At 43.6% G+C, this 18,092-nt stretch carries 12 protein-coding genes; 3 read left to right on the top strand and 9 right to left on the bottom strand.

Annotated elements, in window-relative coordinates:
- Positions 1 to 6 precede the first annotated feature (6 nt).
- The 3 genes from PHI47_RS00825 to PHI47_RS00815 all read left to right on the top strand — a co-directional run bounded on the left by PHI47_RS00825 (position 7) and on the right by PHI47_RS00815 (position 6,064).
- A complete protein-coding gene (locus PHI47_RS00825; protein WP_299932558.1) occupies positions 7 to 1,812 on the top strand; it encodes a flagellar assembly protein A in 1,806 nt (601 codons plus the stop codon).
- A gap of 61 nt (positions 1,813 to 1,873) precedes the next feature.
- The gene (locus tag PHI47_RS00820; protein ID WP_299932556.1) at positions 1,874 to 3,310 is read left to right on the top strand and encodes a protein adenylyltransferase SelO; all 1,437 of its coding nucleotides are present in this window, start codon (positions 1,874 to 1,876) and stop codon (positions 3,308 to 3,310) included.
- A 174-nt stretch (positions 3,311 to 3,484) separates the two neighbouring features.
- Positions 3,485 to 6,064, top strand: a complete 2,580-nt coding sequence (locus PHI47_RS00815) for a chemotaxis protein CheW (protein WP_299932554.1) — start codon at positions 3,485 to 3,487, stop codon at positions 6,062 to 6,064.
- A 10-nt stretch (positions 6,065 to 6,074) separates the two neighbouring features.
- Here PHI47_RS00815 and PHI47_RS00810 read toward each other — a convergent pair whose 3' ends face one another.
- The 9 genes from PHI47_RS00810 to kdpA form a co-directional block, all read right to left on the bottom strand.
- Positions 6,075 to 6,368 carry a nucleotidyltransferase domain-containing protein gene (locus PHI47_RS00810; RefSeq protein WP_299932552.1) on the bottom strand — a complete coding sequence of 98 codons (294 nt, stop codon included), beginning with the start codon at positions 6,366 to 6,368 and terminating at the stop codon, positions 6,075 to 6,077.
- Positions 6,365 to 6,841 carry a hypothetical protein gene (locus PHI47_RS00805; protein ID WP_299932549.1) on the bottom strand — a complete coding sequence of 159 codons (477 nt, stop codon included), beginning with the start codon at positions 6,839 to 6,841 and terminating at the stop codon, positions 6,365 to 6,367. The genes PHI47_RS00810 and PHI47_RS00805 overlap by 4 nt, the downstream gene beginning before the upstream one ends.
- A 32-nt stretch (positions 6,842 to 6,873) precedes the next feature.
- Positions 6,874 to 9,804, bottom strand: a complete 2,931-nt coding sequence (locus PHI47_RS00800; protein WP_299932546.1) for an HNH endonuclease — start codon at positions 9,802 to 9,804, stop codon at positions 6,874 to 6,876.
- 89 nt (positions 9,805 to 9,893) lie between these two features.
- Positions 9,894 to 10,319 carry a hypothetical protein gene (locus PHI47_RS00795; protein ID WP_299932543.1) on the bottom strand — a complete coding sequence of 142 codons (426 nt, stop codon included), beginning with the start codon at positions 10,317 to 10,319 and terminating at the stop codon, positions 9,894 to 9,896.
- 58 nt (positions 10,320 to 10,377) lie between these two features.
- The gene (locus PHI47_RS00790; RefSeq protein ID WP_299932540.1) at positions 10,378 to 11,070 is read right to left on the bottom strand and encodes a response regulator transcription factor; all 693 of its coding nucleotides are present in this window, start codon (positions 11,068 to 11,070) and stop codon (positions 10,378 to 10,380) included.
- Positions 11,071 to 11,072: 2 nt separating this feature from the next.
- A complete protein-coding gene (locus PHI47_RS00785; protein ID WP_299932537.1) occupies positions 11,073 to 13,754 on the bottom strand; it encodes a sensor histidine kinase KdpD in 2,682 nt (893 codons plus the stop codon).
- Positions 13,735 to 14,325, bottom strand: coding sequence for a potassium-transporting ATPase subunit KdpC (gene kdpC, locus PHI47_RS00780; RefSeq protein WP_299932534.1), 591 nt, complete (start codon positions 14,323 to 14,325; stop codon positions 13,735 to 13,737). Before kdpC ends, PHI47_RS00785 begins: the two co-directional genes overlap by 20 nt.
- 10 nt (positions 14,326 to 14,335) lie before the next feature.
- Entirely contained in the window at positions 14,336 to 16,357 is a 2,022-nt protein-coding gene (kdpB, locus tag PHI47_RS00775; protein ID WP_299932531.1) for a potassium-transporting ATPase subunit KdpB, read from the bottom strand.
- Between the two features lie 9 nt (positions 16,358 to 16,366).
- Positions 16,367 to 18,064: a potassium-transporting ATPase subunit KdpA gene (gene kdpA / locus PHI47_RS00770; protein ID WP_299932528.1), complete on the bottom strand. Its 1,698-nt coding sequence runs from the start codon at positions 18,062 to 18,064 to the stop codon at positions 16,367 to 16,369.
- Between the last annotated feature and the right edge of the window lie 28 nt (positions 18,065 to 18,092).

The following is an 18,092-nucleotide window of genomic DNA, read 5'->3' as shown; positions in this document are numbered from 1 at the left end:
CCCGCCGTGATAACCCCGATCATTCAGCTATCAACCAATATTATGAGTGATTTGCTGAATGCGGCAAATAAGCAAGGGATATCTGCTGATGGATTTGATTTCGATCTGCTCTCATACGAAACCTATTTCAAAGGGACGGTAGATGAAGAGTGGCAGTATCTCAGAGGAAATAATCTTTTAGAAAACACCACCGAAATCGAAATACGTTCCAATCTTTTTTCACTTCGTCAAGAGTATCAAATCCGTATACGAGAATTCAAACCACATCCTTATCTCAATCTATACTTCTCTATTGCCACCGATAAATACAAGAGCAAAGCGGTCGCTATCATCGATCCGAAATCAACTATCCCTCTCAAAAAAGGGGTTCAAGAGTGGATCAAAGAAGCTATCGTAAAAAGAGAACTTCGACATGGATTAATGATTGGAATATTTGATGTTAATTTAGATCTAGAGATCAATCGTCTACTCCTTAAAATCCAAAAAGAAGGGCCGCTGAAAGAGCCCTATCGTCTTCCTATTGCCGAATGTTTCCCTCCGGTTCAACCGATCAATGATAAGGTTTTGCTCCACTATAAAGAACTCAGTAACACGAATAGCCTTATTCAGGGAGTTCAGCCTGGTGATCTGATTTTAGAATATATTTTTCCTAAACACGGACGTGACGGACGTGCTTGTGACGGAAATCATATTCAGGTTCCCGAACCTTCCGTCAAATATGCTAAATATATTCTCATTGATGAAAAAACGATTACCAGTGATGAAGATTCCGGCAGTATCCGTTTTTACGCTGGCGTATCCGGCTACGTGCAACGACATAAAGGGATTTTTACTATTTCTCAAGAACTCCAAATCGAATCTGCCAGCTTCAAAAAAACCGGTTCCATTGAAGCCGGAATTGATAAAGAAATTTCACTTAAAATCAAAAAGAAAATTTCCAATGAGGACTCTATCGGTTCAGGGGTCAATATCGATGTACAAAAGCTTGATGTCAGCGGTACTGTCGGTGGGAATGCCAAAATTCAAGCATGTAAACTGAATATCGGGGCTCAAACCCATAAAAAATCGCAAATCAATGTCACTGAAGTTGCCAATATCCACCTCCATCGCGGTAATCTAAAAGCCAAAGAAGCCAATATCGATATATTGGAAGCAGGGAAAATCGAAGCGGAAATCGTTCGTATCAAAACGATGGCAGGAGGAGAAATTATTGCCAACAAAGTCTATATCGATACGCTTCATTCCAATGCTAAAATCACAGCGTTGGAACTTATTGAAATCCAGAACATCGAAGGTGAGGGAAATAACCTCATCATTAATCCTGACGCTATTGAGAGCTATCACGAAAAAATCGCGTCATTAGAGATCGATATACGGGATAAAACATCGCGTTTACAAGAGCAAAGCAAAGAATTCAGTGCAAAACAACTCTCATTCAAAGAAAAAAACAGCCGCATCAAACAATTTCAGAAACGTGTCTTGGAAGCACAAAAAAATGGTACCGAGCCGGCAAAAGGAGATATTGTCCGTTTGATACAATACAAAGCAGAAGTAAATGCGCTCAAAGATTTTTCTGGAAAACTAAAAGAAGATGAACTTTCTCTTCATACCTTGTGTGAAGAACTCGAAAAACTCTATGCAGCTGATATACATGCAGTAGTAACCCACAACAATATTTATAACGGACATAATCGGGTTCTATTTATCGATCCTAAAACCCATCAAGAATATGCTATCTCACCCAAGGGAAAAGTAACCCATATTCGACTGCGACAAGAGGGTGATGAGAAAAAACTTCTCTTAGAATCCTAAAAAAATAAAACTCCTTTTATTCCCCTCGTTGGGTTTTAACTTCTTACGGTAAAACTCTGATATGAAATTATCCAACCTAACCCTTAGCACTCCCTATTTGTCACTCGATCCGATCTTCTACCATGAAGTCGCACCCACACCTCTCAAAAATCCGAAACTTGTCAGTCTCAACCCTGAAGCAGCCAAACTTTTGGGAATTGACCCTTCTCATCTCACCGATGCAGAGCTCGAAAAACTTCTCAACGGGACACTCTTGTTAAAAGGTTCACGCCCCTATGCTATGTGTTATGCCGGTCATCAGTTTGGGTATTATGTACAACGCCTCGGAGACGGTCGCGCTATCAATTTAGGCTGTGCTAACGGATGGAATCTCCAACTCAAAGGTTCCGGACAAACCCTCTACTCCCGTCAAGGCGATGGTCGTGCGGTACTGCGTTCTTCCATCCGTGAATATTTGATAAGTGAAGCGATGCATGGTCTGGGAATTCCAACCAGTCGTGCATTGGCGATCATTAGTTCCGATGAGAGCGTAGCGCGTGAGAAGTGGGAGCGCGGAGCAATCGTTCTACGTCTCTCACCCTCATGGATACGATTTGGAAGTTTTGAGTATTTTTTCCATACCAATAAACACAAAGAACTCGAACGTTTAGCCGATTTTTTACTCCAAGAATCGTTCCCGCAGTTTGTAGGAAGTGAAAACGCCTATCTCAAAATGTACGCAGAAATCGTGCAACGAACAGCACAAATGATAGCACAGTGGCAATCGGTCGGCTTTAACCACGGCGTCATGAACACCGATAACATGTCTGCGATAGGTATCACCATCGATTACGGTCCCTTCGCCTTTATGGATACCTTCGAGAGCGGTTATATCTGTAACCATACCGATGCGCAAGGCAGATACAGCTATGACAATCAGCCCCGAATCGGATACTGGAACCTAGAGCGTCTTGCCCATGCCCTCTCACCTCTCATCCCTACAGAGAAGCTCCAGTTAGAACTGGACAAATACGGCGATTATTTCACGACCCGTCTTATGGAACTTTTACGTGATAAACTTGGTCTTGATATACCGAATGAAAATGACAGCGATCTGCTGCGATCTTTATTTACGGTCATGGAAAACGGGCGCATCGATATGACCCCATTTTTCCGTATATTGAGCCGATACGATGGAAATCGAGAAACGCTGCTTTCTATGACTCTTGCACCGAATCAGCTCAACGAATGGTGTGATCGATATGATGAGAGATTGAATTTGAATACCTCATCGGTAGAGGAACGGCATAAACACATGCTTCGCACGAATCCAAAATATGTTCTCAAAAATTATATTCTTCAAGAAGCGATTGATGCGGCGGAAAAAGATGATTTTACCCTCGTTAACGATCTGCTTATGTTGGCACAAAATCCGTATGATGAGCATAATAAGTTTGAGCGTTATGCCGGAGTTACCCCGCAACAGCACACGAATCTAAAACTGAGTTGTTCCTCCTAGCGAACAACTTTGCTCTATTCCAAAAAGCTTGTTTCTTAATCATATAGATTGTAATCAAAATGTAACTCACTAAAAAGTGATTATTTTTTGATCAATCATCCTTCTATTTTTTTTTCATTGCTCTTTATACTGTCATCACAAATCAATCCATATCATTTTTGTACAGGAGCACTTATGCAACGCAGTCATCTCATCAGTTATATGTCCGATGTTCAAAATTTTGAAAAAAATATGAATAATCTCTCAGGAAAATGGGATTTACTCACGCTCCTTGGTTCTATGTCCAATATCGGAATGGACACAAGTGAAACGCGTAAAGCGTTCGAGGACTTACTCGACGAACCACTTAAACGTCTGATAGAAGAGACATTCAATAAAAGTCTCAATGAACTCGAGTCCAAAGCTCAAACAGCGATAGATATTCTGATCCGAAACCTTTTTGAACGTACTGCCGATATCGGATTTCTCGCTACCGATGATGACATCCGCGATTACCTTCTCTTTTTACACTCAACCGATATGTCTGCTTCAGACGAAAAACGCGAAATTAAAATAAAGAAAAAAGAAGCCCTAACGGAACGCTTTGCCGAATACGTCTCAAAATACAGTGTCTATGAAAATATCATTCTCCTCGATACAAAAGGCAAAGTGCTCGTACAGCTCGATCATAGCAATCCGATCACCGTTTCAAAAGATCCACTACTGCAAGAATCACTGCGAACCTATCAAGGCTATGTCGAAACCTATCGTGCAAGTGATCTCACCCACCATAAACCCTCACTTATTTATTCCTACCGTGTCTGTAATCCTAAGAATGATGAACCGTTGGGAGTATTGTGTCTGATTTTCCGATTTGAAAATGAGCTAAAAAGTATTTTTCACAAACTTACCCGCGATAATCCCTATATCGCTCTCGAACTTCTCAGTCCATACGGAGAGGTTATTGCCTCATCCTCTGCCCATCATGTTCCGATCGGCTCAAATCTTCCACCGCGTAATAATGAGGATCATCAAACCTATTATACCGGTTTCGAATACCTCTACAAAGCGGTAAAAACAACCGGATATCAAGGATACAACGGTTCAGGATGGATCGGGCATGCGATGGTTCCCCTTCACTTAGCATTTCGTTCCTCTTCACGATCCTCATTTCTAAAAAATGATTTGTTTGATAGGGTTGCCAATGCAAAAACCTACTATCCGCAAGAGCTTCAAGATATCTTGGATAAAGCAAAAAAAATTCAAAGCGAACTCGATATTACCGTATGGAACGGAAATGTCCAAATAGCCAACTCAGTCGGTCATGAAAGCCCCTTTACCAAAGCGCTCCTCTCAGAAATATCGAAAACAGGTGAAGAGACGAAACGAGTTTTTGATCATACTGTCGCCAATCTCAACACGGCGATGCTGATCCAGTATCTTGAAGATTTAAAGTTCCAATCCTCCCTCGCGATTGATATCATGGATCGGAACCTGTATGAGAGAGCCAATGATTGCCGATGGTGGGCGCTGACAACAACCTTCCGCGAATGTTTATCGAATATCAATGTAAGTGAAGAAAATCGTGAAAAAATGAATACCATTTTAGGTTATATCAATGGTCTCTATACCGTCTACAGCGCAATGTTCATTTACGATCGTGAAGGGACAATTATAGCTGTCTCCAATCCGGGCGACAATGCTGTAATCGGGAAAAAAGTAGGATATTCATGGGCACTGGAAACGCTAGAACTTAAAACCACCCAAGAATATGTCGTATCAGCATTCGAATCGAGTCCCTATTATTCCAATCGTTCAACTTATATCTATAATGCCTGTATCCGCAATTTTAATGAGGAAAATGTTGGCGGAATAGGCATCGTCTTTGATGCCGAATCTCAGTTCGAAGCGATGTTGCACGATACCCTCCCCAAAGATGACAATCATGTAATTCCTGAGGGGATGTTTGCCCTCTTTATCGATCGAAGCGGCCGTGTCATTTCTACCACAACCGCAACCATCAAAGTAGGAGAGATACTCCATCTTCCGGTATCGATCTTAGAACTCACCCCGGGACAAAGCGATGCACAGATCCTTCCTTATAACGGAACCTATTACACACTCGGCGCAACCTGCTCAAACGGATACCGAGAATACAAACAAAGCGACGGATACGATAATGACATTATCGCACTCCTCTACCGGCCTATCGGTGAGATTCAAGCCATTGAAAGTGAAGCTCCTACGCAACGTGTCTATACGTATCCTAAAGCCAACGGAACCGAAGAGACTTCCGAAATATCAACCTTTTTTGTGGGAGGATCGCTCTTTGCAATCGAATCAAAAAATGTTGTCTGTTCTCTGGTTCATCAAGAGCTTACCTCAATACTCCATGCCAGCGAATACAATCTGGGCGTCATCAGCTATGAGAAACGGATGGTGAGTGTTATATCGCTCGCTAAATTGCTTGGGATGGAGAAAAAGTACGACAAAGAGCGTGATACCATCATTCTGGTAAAAGCCGTAATAGAAAGACAAGTCGTTTATCTGGGATTGGCTGTGGATGCCATCTACAGCAGCCCTGAAATTCCGATCCGCTCTATCAGTCACTACAGCAATATTTTGAAAAATGAGAATTCACTGACCAAAGCGGTCATTATTCCTGATCGTGCCGAGGATTTCGGAAATGAGATGATTTCAATCCTCGACATTCCAAAAATTTATTTGCAGCTTATCCAGCCCTATTCACACCCGATGCATAAAGTAATGGCCTAATAGAGAGGAATTAGAGTTTGATTCCATTGGAGCAAATCTCGCTTTTGAGCAGTGCATCCATCGAATCGTGGTACTGAACCAAATCAATTTTCAGATCAAACCCCATCCGCATCAGCAACGATACAAACGCTATCTTGTGTTTGCGGAAGTGTTCACGGGTCATATCCGTTCGAATTGCGATATCGATATCACCGCCACGCTTCGTATCATCGGTACGACTGCCAAAAAGATAGATTTCGACATTCCCGAAAGACTCCTCTATCGCTTTGAGTATAGAAGATTTGAGTGTTTCAGGGAGTCTCATGAAGTAAACCTCTCCGCAAACGCTTTGGAATTTAGATAATAGCTCTCCAACCGCCCGAAATGATCGACGCAAAATTTCAGATCATCCAGTGCCTCTTGGAGCTCATCAGGATAATCATGTTCGAGTTCGTTTCGGATTTCGCGCAACTCCATCCAATTATCAAAACTGTCGATAATTCCCTCTTTTTCCATCATAAACAGGACTTCGGACATTTTGACCGTTCCCATACCGCTAATTTCGATCAAAAGAGGAAATATTTTCGCCCCTAAAAAATCCTGCAATGACGCAAATCGTTTGAGATAGGCGTCGAGAATCGCTTTTTCTTCTGGGGGCATCTGAATAAAAACATCGATAGTAAAAATATTTTTCACGGAGGAGAGTTTTTCGATCAAATGACAATAATCACGGAATGCTTCGTAATGCTTTTCTGCCTTCTCAAACCGTTTGTGTAAAACAGATTGAACGTTTGTCATGCCATCTCCTCTTTTTAGTGATTATACCACTTTTATTTTTCACTACTCTCAGTATAACTGAGCCGTAAACCGTCCTCACCCATTACAAAGCCATGGATGGAAATTTTTCCCTCATGGACAAGGCGATGGTGCTTAGCACACAAAGGAATAAGATTGTAGCGGTGATTCATCCCATAGTGCCCGATAGAACCGCCATCATCCGCGTTCGCCTGAGGGACGATGTGGTGCACCTCATCAACCGCTTCATCACACAATGCACATTTGGTCAAAAAGAGCTTGTTGTTATAACGGCTCTTTTTCTCCCGCTTCAGCATCGAAGCTTCATGGGTTTTATCGGTGATCCGTCCTCGGATCTCATACGCCTTTTTCAGAAAAGTCTCATCCATGTGGAGCGATTTGGCAAATTCCAATCCGTACAGTGTTGAGCCGCTTCCGCTTTTGAGCTTACGGTCATACACCAGCTTATCGCTCGCCTCATCGTAATAAACACCCAAATGAAGCAGCACGATCTCACGCGCTTTTTTAATCTCTTCGAGGGATGAGAGCTGATGCAGATGGGTAGCAAAGATAAACATACTCCCGATCTCTCGAAGCTTGAGAATCGCACTCGCGACGATGGCGAGAGCCGATTCGGTCTCCGTCCCGTGGCTGATCTCATCACCTAGAATAAGGGTATTTTCGGTTGCACGGTTAAAGATATTGCGCAGCTCAAGCATCTCTACGGCAAACGTCGAAAGCCCTTTGTAAAGGTTGTCTTTGGAAACGATACGGGTAAGGAGCTTATCGACGGGAGAGAAGCGCATCATGGCGCACGGAACGAAAAATCCCCCCTGCGCCATCACGACCGAGAGTCCGATACTCTTCATCAAGGAAGATTTCCCGCTGGAGTTGATGCCGTACAAAAGCACCCCTTTGACATCCTCGCCGTTTTCAATCGTCGGGTGTTCTTCATAGGTGTGCTGATCGAGTGAACCTAAAAAAAGATCATTGGGGATAAATATCCCGTTCTCTTCTCGCGATTCGATGAGGGGATGGCGCAATCCCACCGTCTCGATAAACGCTTTTGGGGAGGGGACGATGGACGGACGGATATAGCGGTATTGCTTTGCACACTTCGCGCCGCTTAAACTCACATCCACGACAGCGAGAAACGAGATCAGATGTTCGATCGCATGGGAAAAGCGTCGTTCAATCTCTTCGAGATGTTCACGGTAGCGCTCTTTTACCTGAGCGATCATACGTGACTTGGCTCCCGCATTTTCGATAGAGAGTTCATCCAAAAGGGTCGAAGAGAGTTTCACCGCTGTTTTAAGTTTACGAACCTGAAAATCGCGAAAAAAGTAATGCTGATTGTCCAGCGTAAAGAAGCTGTTATGGAGTGCCTCTTCGACACTCACATAACGGTTACGGGTCATTAAAAGATGGTACCCCTCACTCTCTAACCATCCGATAGAGGCATACGATCCCCCGGATTCAAAAAACGTATCAATATGTCCGATAATCGTATTCAATTTCGAAAGGTTGTTGCTTTGAAGTTGTTCCAAAGCATCGATAGAGGGATCGATCCCCTCCTTGAATAGGTTCTCATCAATCTGGTCACGCCGAAATTTAGCGCACGCTTCGATATTAAATACTCGCCGAAGCTCAGAGGCACAATGAGCACACTCCTGCGCACTCGCTTTATCGTAAGCAACACCCAAACGTGCGGCATCCTCAAATAAACTCTCCGCCGCACTAAGCGATGCGTAAAAATAGGCAAGCTCAAACGGGTGGAGCTTTCCGAGTTTCAGACGGCGTAAAATCCGTTCCAGATCATACACTTCTTTGAGTTTCGTCTCAAACGGTGCAATGTGATCACTCATCTTATCGATTAAATCGTACCGCTCTTCGAGGAGTTTAACATCACAGATAGGATTGAGAAGCCGCTCACGCAGTAGCCGTTTTCCCATTGCCGTGGAGGTTTTATCGATGAGTTTGAGGAGTGTCATTTCATCATGATCGCGTGAAATGATCCCCAACTGCTCTGCCGCATTATTTCCCAGATACATATAGCGATTCGTCCCCAAAAAGGTAGGACGGTTCATCTTTTCAATAATCCCCGCATCGTGATCGATAATGACGTTGATAAGGATACAAAGCGATTCCGAAGCGTAGGGATAACGCTCCAGATCGAGGTACTCGATGGGGCTAAGGAGTGAGCGTATCTGATAAATCCGCTCGAACAGTTCGTTTTGGTAATCAATCCGCAGACGCTTCTCATTCATCGACGTTCGATGGTGATTTTTGATCTCCAGATAACGGGTTACTTCATCCCGATCGATATCTCCGGCACAAAACGTCACCACCACTTCGGAGGTTTGGTAGCTTTGGAGTAGCGTAAACACTTCATCCAGAGCATAGGTTTTGTCTTCGCGAGTTCCGTGGATCTCGTTGATGAGCGTTTTCCCTGTTCCCACATCAATCGCCGAATACCCTACGGAATAGACACCGTTATTTTGATCGATCAACAGCGAGGCAATATAGTTCTCGCTCGCTTCGGCAATATAGTCGAAATTCGTCCCCGGAGAGATAATGTTGGAGATGTAGCGGCGGATATGGGGAACTTCACCCTGCTGACGGACAAGGACGATCGTGTATTTTTTCGACTGCACCAAACGGCTGAGATACCGCTCGATGGAAACGGTAGGAACACCGGCGAGGAGAGGGTTTTGGATGGAGTTTTCAAGTATTGTTTTATTTTTACGGGTGAGCTGGATATTGAGAAATTCGGCAACTTCTTTGGCCTTACCGATTTTCATTGCTTCGTTGTTGACCTCATAAACCTCGAAAAACGAGCCTACTTCGATAATAACAAGAGTATCAGGACCGTATTTGGCTTCACATACCGATTGAAGTTCGAAATAGATTTCGGAAAGGAGCTTTGATTTGTCGCTTAGCAGTGCCCCGATCTCTTCTGTACTCATTCAAACTCCACACAAAATAAAGTAATTGATTATAACTTAGGGGTGCTAAAAGGAGGCTATATCATTCAAATATTAACATAGAAGTGAGCTTATACTTCATTGGTTTTTTCGCAATTTTTATTGTAGTATTCATCTGGAGATGTAACTTTTGCCAAAAATCTAAGGACAAACAAAAATACCAAAACACCACTAAAAATAAGTATATGATAATTGGTACTACTTGCAAATACATCAAAAATACTGTTGAACTCTTCTTTGTTTATTTTCACTACATTTACGATAAATTCTCTAAGAGCCAAAATAATAAAAATATCTATTAAAATTCTTAGTTTTACTCTGTTTTCATATATAAAACCTCTCAAAACCCTTACAATTTCTAAAAATATCATAAAATAGAGCGCATAAATAACAACTTCCATAATAAAGCCAAAAATAGAAGCTATCAGAAGTAGTACAGCGGCTAAAAAAACCTCTAAATTCAATCTATTTTGAAAAAACAATTTTACATTTTCCATAATTTTCCTATGTTAAAAAATTTAAACCTTAACGATGTATCCAAGAGGGGTGAAATGATTACTCTATCGTTGGTTCATTCATCCGATACCCCATCCCAGATTCGGTAACAATGTATTGCGGCATCGAGGGATTCTCTTCAATTTTTTTCCGAAGTTGCCCCATAAATACTCGCAAATAATGGGTCTCTTTTCCATAGCCTCTTCCCCACACGTTTTCAAGGACAAAGGTATGGGTCAATACTTTCCCCCTGTTTTTTGCAAACAGTGCTAAGAGTTCGAACTCTTTTTTCGTCAACTTCACCGGCTTGGAATCAAGTGTAACCGTCTTATTCACGAGATTAATCGTGAGTTTTCCGATGCTAATCTCATTATGGATGGATTCATCTTTTTCTCTGACACGACGTGATAATGCTTTGATCCGTGCGATCAATTCGCCGATACTGAAAGGTTTGGTGAGATAGTCGTCCGCCCCCATCTCCAACGCTTCGATTTTTTCAGACTCAATATCACGTGCACTGACGACAATGATCGGTACATCACTGAACATCTTCGCCTCTTGGATAAATTTTTTGCCGTCGCCATCGGGGAGACCGAGATCAAGAAGCACCAAGGAGACAGGGTTTTGAGTAAGTGCTACAAGACCTGATTTGATAGAGTCTGCCTTTACCAATTCATATCCAGCCGCCCCGAGCGAAATAGACAACATTTTTTGGATACCGCTGTCATCCTCGACCAATAAAATATTTGCCATCGTTATCCCTCTTCCGAATTCATTTGCCCATCATTTGACTCGATGGGTAGGATGATCGTCAACACTAATTCACCGTGTCGTTTTGTCGCATTGATATTCCCTTTGTGTGCGTGAACAATCCCTTTAATAATAGACAGCCCTAAACCTGAGCCTTTAATTTTGGCCGAAATTTCCGCCCGATAAAATTTCTCAAAAATATTATCCAGTTCTGAGGAGTCGATATCACTCGGATTGGAAACGATAATAAAAAGATTAGGACCCCGTTTCGCAACGCTGACTTTTATTTCTCCGGGTTTTGAGTATTTTAACGCATTATCAAACACATTGAGCATCGCCTGCTCTAACAGTGAGAAATCCACTTTGATAGGAGGTGCATCGACCTCAAAATTAAACGTTATATCCTCACGTGGATGTTGTTTTAACGCTTTTTGATAGGCGTTGCTGAGGATATCTCCAATATCGCACCAATCTTTTTTGAGATGTATCAATCCGTTCTCAATTCGTGCAAAATCCAAAAGATTTTTAAGAATACGCTCCATCCCCAATGCGCTCTCCTCAATGTTCTCCAATAACTGTTTTTCGGATGATTCAGAAACAGTCACATCGGGGCTGTTGATCGTGCTCACGGAGCCTAAAATAGCTGCCAAAGGGGTTTTTAGCTCATGATAAACCGAGTTAAATAGCACCGAGGTCAATTTCTCCGACGCTTCGATCAGTTTGATATGATTATTTTGGCGTGAAAGACCGATCCGCCATAGCGAAACCGCGAATGTATTCATAAATGCAGAGAGTAATTCATACGTCGGACCATCCAATACGGGAAGCTCTACTGCAACCACTGCGACTGTTTTATCAAACGCTTTGGATGGGAAATAAGTCATTTCGACATTAGGAAGCGTATTGGTGAACTTTCCGGCACTCTCGCCATTACGGTAAACCCACTGCGCACACGCTTGATCGTTAGGATGGATACGATACACCTCGCATTCACGATTGCTTAGCATATCGCCGTTTATAATTGCTGAAACAACTTTAAGTTTATCAGATTCATCAGGGATAAAGACAACCGTTTTCGAATTAAAAATGGAATACAATTTTCCAACCGCAAACGCCGAAGCATCTTGCTCATTTTCAAAATCCCCTAACCCAGAACTGAGTTCATACAGTCGTCTAAAGCGTGTCTCTTCGCTTTTGATTGCTTTGTTTTTCGCTTTGATCCCATCGGAGAGTTTACCCGCCGTATAGCCGACAATCAAAAAGATAATAAAGGAGAGGGTATAGCGAAGGTCATGTACGCTAAACGTGTAGTAGGGTTCGATAAATAAAAAGTCGAAGAGCAATACCCCGACCAATGCCGTAAAAAAGGAGTAGGTTACTCCATACCGGACAGCTGAAAACAGTGTTACGAGCAAATAGATCAATGTGATATTAACGATACCCAGTGCCTCTTTTGCGACAAAGGCGAATCCGGTAATACCGGCTAAGAGTGCCAAACAGGCCAAATAATATTTAAGATTCGTTGGTGTTTGCTCAAAGGGTTTGATCTGCTCAAAAAAGTTGGGATGTTTTTTCTCAAATGGGACAACATCGATAATGCATTGTGGTTTCCGATCCATCACACTTTTCGTCAAATTTGGAAACAATAACCCGAAAAAGCGGCTTTTCGGACGGGTCATCACCAACTCTGTGATGCCGTACTCTTCGATTGATTCGATTACTGCATCGGTTTTATCTCCCGAAATTTTTGAAACGATGGTTGCGCCAAGCCTCTCAGCCAGTTTGATGTGTTTACGTATCTGAATACTTTTTTGGGAATTTCCGGGAGCATCAGAAGTAATTTGCAATGCTATCAATGGCGCTTTGAGTGAATCACTAAGCCGTTTGGCATAGCGCACCGCATCCATCGACTCTTCATGATGATCGATACAGACCATTACCGTGTTGGTTTGAGAACGTCTACCGTCACGTTTGGCAACTGAATATTCGTTGAGTTCATCGCTTACTTTGAGAGCCGCTTTACGTAAGGTAAGTTCACGCAGTTTGCTGAGATTTTGTTCGGTAAAAAAATTATTGAGAGCTGATTCGACACGGTTTTGGGGATAGATTTTTCCGTTTTTAAGCCGCTCGATCAGCTCATCCGGCGGTGTATCGATGAGCCGAAAACTATCGACCCGCTCCAATATGCTATCGGGCACTGTTTCGATCACTCGAACATTTGTCAGCGAATAAACAATGTCGTTGAGACTCTCGATGTGCTGAATGTTCATCGTGGCAATAACATCAATACCGTGAGAGAGAATTTCGAGGACATCCTGATAGCGCTTTTCGTAACTGGAGCCTTGCGTATTGGTGTGGGCGAGTTCATCGATCAGCACCACTTCTGGGTCGCGTTTGAGGATGGCATCGATATCCACTTCACCAAATTCTGCTCCGCCGTAACGGATCTTTTTGGTGGGAATGATTTCCAGCCCTTCGACCAAGGATTCGGTTTCTACACGTCCGTGCGCTTCGAGATACCCAACGACCACATCAATACCGCTTTGTTGGAGCTGACGCCCTTTTAAGAGCATAGCATAGGTTTTACCGACTCCGGCCGCCGCGCCGAGATAGAGGATAAAATTTCCCTCTTCGGCTTGTTGTACCTCTTCGAGGAGCCTCTCGGCCTTAGATTTTAACTTTTCCAAATTTTCTATCTAATATTAAATTGAGATTGAGTACATTCACTTTCTCTTTTCCTATGATACCCCAATATGGCTGTTGAATGTTTTTGTGAAGGATATTGATCACTTGAGTCTCATCAATACCACGTGCTATAGCGACTCGTTTTGCTTGTATTAGTGCATTAGCCACGGTGATATGGGGATCAAGTCCGCTAGCGCTCGTCGTTACCGCATCCATAGGGACTTTTTGTGTGGCACTTAGATTATTTTCGGTGCGATACGTTTCAACTCGCCCTTTGATGGCATCATGCAATTTTTGACTGGTATAGCCCAGATTCGATCCGCTTGATGATGTACCGTCATATCCGTCTGCCCCCGCCGCTGATGGGCGCGGGTGAAAGTAATACGGTTGGGTAAAATTTTGGGCGATTAAGGTCGAAGCTATAGGGGTTTTCCCCTTATACACCAAAGAACCATCCGCTTTGTCTGCAAATGCACCCGCTCCGATTGCATTTATCGCAAATGGATAAGCAAGGGCGCAGATCAAGGTTAAACCGCTAAATAACAGTACCGATTTTTCTATCTCTTTAAACATCTTTTTCTCCTTATGCCAAACCAAGGGCGCTAATCACCATATCGATGAGTTTAATCCCGATAAATGGGGTAATAATCCCCCCTAATCCGTAAATAGCGAGATTACGGCGCAATGCAGCCTCTTCGCTTTGAGCTTTAAACGCCGCTCCGCGCAACGCAACCGGAATCAACGCCACAATAATCAAGGCATTAAAAATAACCGCCGAGAGGATCGCACTTTTCGGACTCGCCAAATCCATAATATTGAGCACCGCAAGGGATGGAAAAATAATGACCGCCATTGCCGGAATGACGGCAAAATATTTCGCGACGTCATTGGCGATACTAAACGTCGTTAACGCTCCGCGTGTCGATAGGAGCTGTTTACCCACTTCGACGATTTCGAGCAGTTTCGTCGGAGAGCTGTCGAGGTCGATCATATTCGCCGCCTCTTTTGCCGACTGCGTCCCGCTGTTCATTGCCAGCCCAACATCAGCTTGCGCCAATGCGGGAGCGTCGTTGGTACCATCCCCTGTCATAGCGACGAGATACCCCTCTTGTTGATATTTTTGAATAAGGCGGATTTTGGTCTCCGGTGTCGCTTCGGCGACGAAATCATCCACACCCGCTTCTGCCGCAATCGCCGCAGCCGTGAGAGGGTTGTCTCCAGTAATCATGACTGTTTTAATCCCCATCAATCGCAACTCGGCAAATTTATCTTTGATACCGGGTTTAACGATATCTTTGAGCATCACAACACCAAGAACTCCGCCATTAACCGCTATGACGAGAGGAGTAGCCCCCTCTTTGGCGATTTTTTCACAAATTCCTCGACACTCCTCATCGAGCATTCCACCATATAGTTCGACAAATTTAGCGACCGAATCCATCGCCCCTTTTCGGATATGAATATCCTCTACATTCACACCGCTCAATCTGGTATCGGCACTAAAAGAGATCCATGTCTTTTCTCCGATTAACGATACACTCTTGGCATCCATGCTCTCCGCAAGCGCAACGATACTACGCCCCTCAGGAGTTTCATCCGCTTGAGATGAGAGTATTGCATACGAGAGGAGTTCGCTTTTACTGACACCCTTTAGGGTGAAAAATTCGCTAGCCATACGGTTTCCGAAGGTAATCGTCCCTGTTTTATCGAGAAGCAATACGGAAATATCCCCTGCTGTCTCAACCGCTTTACCGCTGGTGGCAATGACGTTTTTACGAAGCAGTCGATCCATTCCCGCAATACCGATTGCACTGAGTAATCCGCCAATCGTGGTAGGAATCAGACAGACAAACAGTGCCACCAGTACGAGGAGTGAAAACGAGCTGTGAAAATAACCTACTATCGGCTGAAGTGTCGCTACCGCAAGCAAGAAGATCAAACTAAATCCGATGAGAATCAGACTTAGCGCAATCTCATTAGGCGTTTTTTGACGTTTTGCCCCCTCTACGAGCATAATCATCTTATCTAAGAAGCTCTCCCCCTTCGCCGCCGTAACACGCACTTTGATCCAATCCGATAGTACCGTCGTTCCTCCGGTCACAGAACTGCGATCCCCACCGCTCTCACGGATGACGGGAGCGGATTCTCCGGTAATCGCACTCTCATTGACACTGGCAACACCTTCGATCACTTCACCATCAATCGGGATTAACTCACCCGCTTTGACGATAACCACATCACCCTTTAAGAGCAATGATGCATCGATGTATTCTGTTTTATCACCTACCAAACGATTGGCTTTTAGATTGCTTTGAGTTTGACGTAAACTCGATGCTTGTGCTTTCCCGCGCCCCTCTGCCAATGCTTCGGCGAAGTTGGCAAACAAGACAGTAAACCACAGCCAAAAAAGAAGCTGTAGATTAAACCAAAAGTCCGCAGGGTCAAAACTTCCGCTTAAAAATAAAACCGTACAAAATGCTGAACTCAGCGTCACGGCAAAGATCACCGGATTTTTAATCTGGTGTTTCGGATTGAGACGAATAAACGACTCTTTCAATGCTTCTTTAAATATTTCATTGTTATTAATTTCAATTGCTTTTTTCATTCTATTTCCTTAGAACAGCTTGCCGGACAACATGAGAACATGCTCCGCAATCGCTGTAAACGTCAACGCCGGTAAAAAGGTTAATGCACCCAAAATAAGAACGGTGAATGCCAAAAAGATCGTAAAGGTCATATTGTCACTTTTTACCGAACCCGATGAGAGGGCATATGTTTTTTTGTTTGACATACTCGCAGCAATCGCGATCATCGGGATAATGACCCCAAATCGTCCGATAAACATCGCGATAGCCAATGTCACGTTGTAAAACGGTGTATTGGCCGTAAGTCCAGCAAACGCACTTCCGTTATTCGCCGCTGCCGAGGTATAGGCATAGAGTATCTCTCCCAACCCATGCGGCCCTGCGTTGTTTAGACCCGCCAATCCGTCAGCGCAATTTGCCGCTATAGCTGAAAAGCCCAAAATCGCTGCCGAGGGGAGAAGCAACGCGATGATAACCGCTTTGATCTCATACGCTTCGATCTTTTTGCCCAAATACATCGGGGTTTTTCCGACCATCAAACCGATCATAAACATGGAGAGCAACGCATAAATCATCATCCCGTAAAATCCTGCACCGACACCGCCGAAGATCACCTCTCCAACCATCATCTGTAGCATCAAAACCCCACCTGAGAGCGGTGAGAAACTATCATGCATTGAATTAACCGCACCGCACGATGCCGCCGTCGTTACGGTCGCAAACAAACTCGATGCTCCCAGTGCAAACCGTACCTCTTTACCCTCCATACTAGGGCCTGCTTCGACACCAAGCTGTGTCAGCATCGCGTTTCCTTGTGATTCGGCATAATAGGTAGCCGAGAGTGTCAGCGCAAACAATAGCGCCATAGCACCAAAGATCGCAATCCCTTCTCTGCGGTTTCCGGCAAACTTACCATACGCAAACAACAATGCGATGGGGATCAAAAAGATCGAGAAAATTTGGATAAAGTTGGTCAATTCATTCGGGTTCTCAAACGGATGTGCGCTGTTGACATTGAAAAATCCCCCTCCGTTGGTTCCTAACATTTTGATCGCTTCCTGACTCGCTACCGGTCCCATTGCAAGGGTTTGTTTTCCCCCTTCAATGGTGGTTACATCCACATACGCTGAAAGATTTTGGATCACCCCTTGCGACACTAAAAATACCGCATACACGACTACAATCGGTAAAAGAAGACGCAACGTCGTTTTCGTCATATCGACGTAAAAATTTCCGATTCCTCTTCCGGTTAGTCCTCGCATCAAAGCAACAGCCACAGCCGCACCCGTTGCGGCAGAGAGGAAGTTTTGGACACTTAATCCAACCATCTGTGAAAAATAGCTCATCGTACTCTCACCACTGTAACTTTGCCAGTTCGTATTGGTCACGAAACTAACCGCTGTATTCAGCGCCAAATGCCAGCTCAAATTCGAAAAATTTTGGGGATTAAGTCCCATACCACTTTGAAAAAAGAGGATAAAAAAGAGGATAAAAATACCGAATAGGTTAAAAACCATCAACGAAATGGTATATTCTTTAAAACTCTGAGATTTTTCAGCATGGATGCCGCTGATACGAAAGAGGAGATTTTCGATCGGGTTCATCACGGGATCGAGAAACGTTTTCTTTTCATCAAAAATCTTATACACATAGTTTCCGAGAAAAAATCCGAAAACAACTACCGCGAACGCGAATAACGCGAACAAACCTATATCCAAACCTTCCATTTACAGCTCCTCAATCTTTACAAGGGTA

The sequence above is a fragment of the Sulfuricurvum sp. genome, from assembly GCF_028713855.1.
In the GTDB taxonomy this organism is placed as follows: Bacteria; Campylobacterota; Campylobacteria; order Campylobacterales; family Sulfurimonadaceae; genus Sulfuricurvum.
Note: the sequence above shows the minus strand (reverse complement) of the source record. Positions and strands in the feature narration are given on the sequence as shown.

What these genes read in the sequence shown, in the direction of transcription:
- PHI47_RS00820 (WP_299932556.1), top strand. Translation starts at nt 1,874, where the DNA reads ATGAAATTATCCAACCTAACCCTTAGCACTCCCTATTTGTCACTCGAT.
- kdpC (WP_299932534.1), bottom strand. Translation starts at nt 14,325, where the DNA reads ATGTTTAAAGAGATAGAAAAATCGGTACTGTTATTTAGCGGTTTAACC.
- PHI47_RS00800 (WP_299932546.1), bottom strand. Translation starts at nt 9,804, where the DNA reads ATGAGTACAGAAGAGATCGGGGCACTGCTAAGCGACAAATCAAAGCTC.
- PHI47_RS00805 (WP_299932549.1), bottom strand. Translation starts at nt 6,841, where the DNA reads ATGACAAACGTTCAATCTGTTTTACACAAACGGTTTGAGAAGGCAGAA.
- kdpB (WP_299932531.1), bottom strand. Translation starts at nt 16,357, where the DNA reads ATGAAAAAAGCAATTGAAATTAATAACAATGAAATATTTAAAGAAGCA.
- PHI47_RS00810 (WP_299932552.1), bottom strand. Translation starts at nt 6,368, where the DNA reads ATGAGACTCCCTGAAACACTCAAATCTTCTATACTCAAAGCGATAGAG.
- PHI47_RS00815 (WP_299932554.1), top strand. Translation starts at nt 3,485, where the DNA reads ATGCAACGCAGTCATCTCATCAGTTATATGTCCGATGTTCAAAATTTT.
- PHI47_RS00795 (WP_299932543.1), bottom strand. Translation starts at nt 10,319, where the DNA reads ATGGAAAATGTAAAATTGTTTTTTCAAAATAGATTGAATTTAGAGGTT.
- kdpA (WP_299932528.1), bottom strand. Translation starts at nt 18,064, where the DNA reads ATGGAAGGTTTGGATATAGGTTTGTTCGCGTTATTCGCGTTCGCGGTA.
- PHI47_RS00790 (WP_299932540.1), bottom strand. Translation starts at nt 11,070, where the DNA reads ATGGCAAATATTTTATTGGTCGAGGATGACAGCGGTATCCAAAAAATG.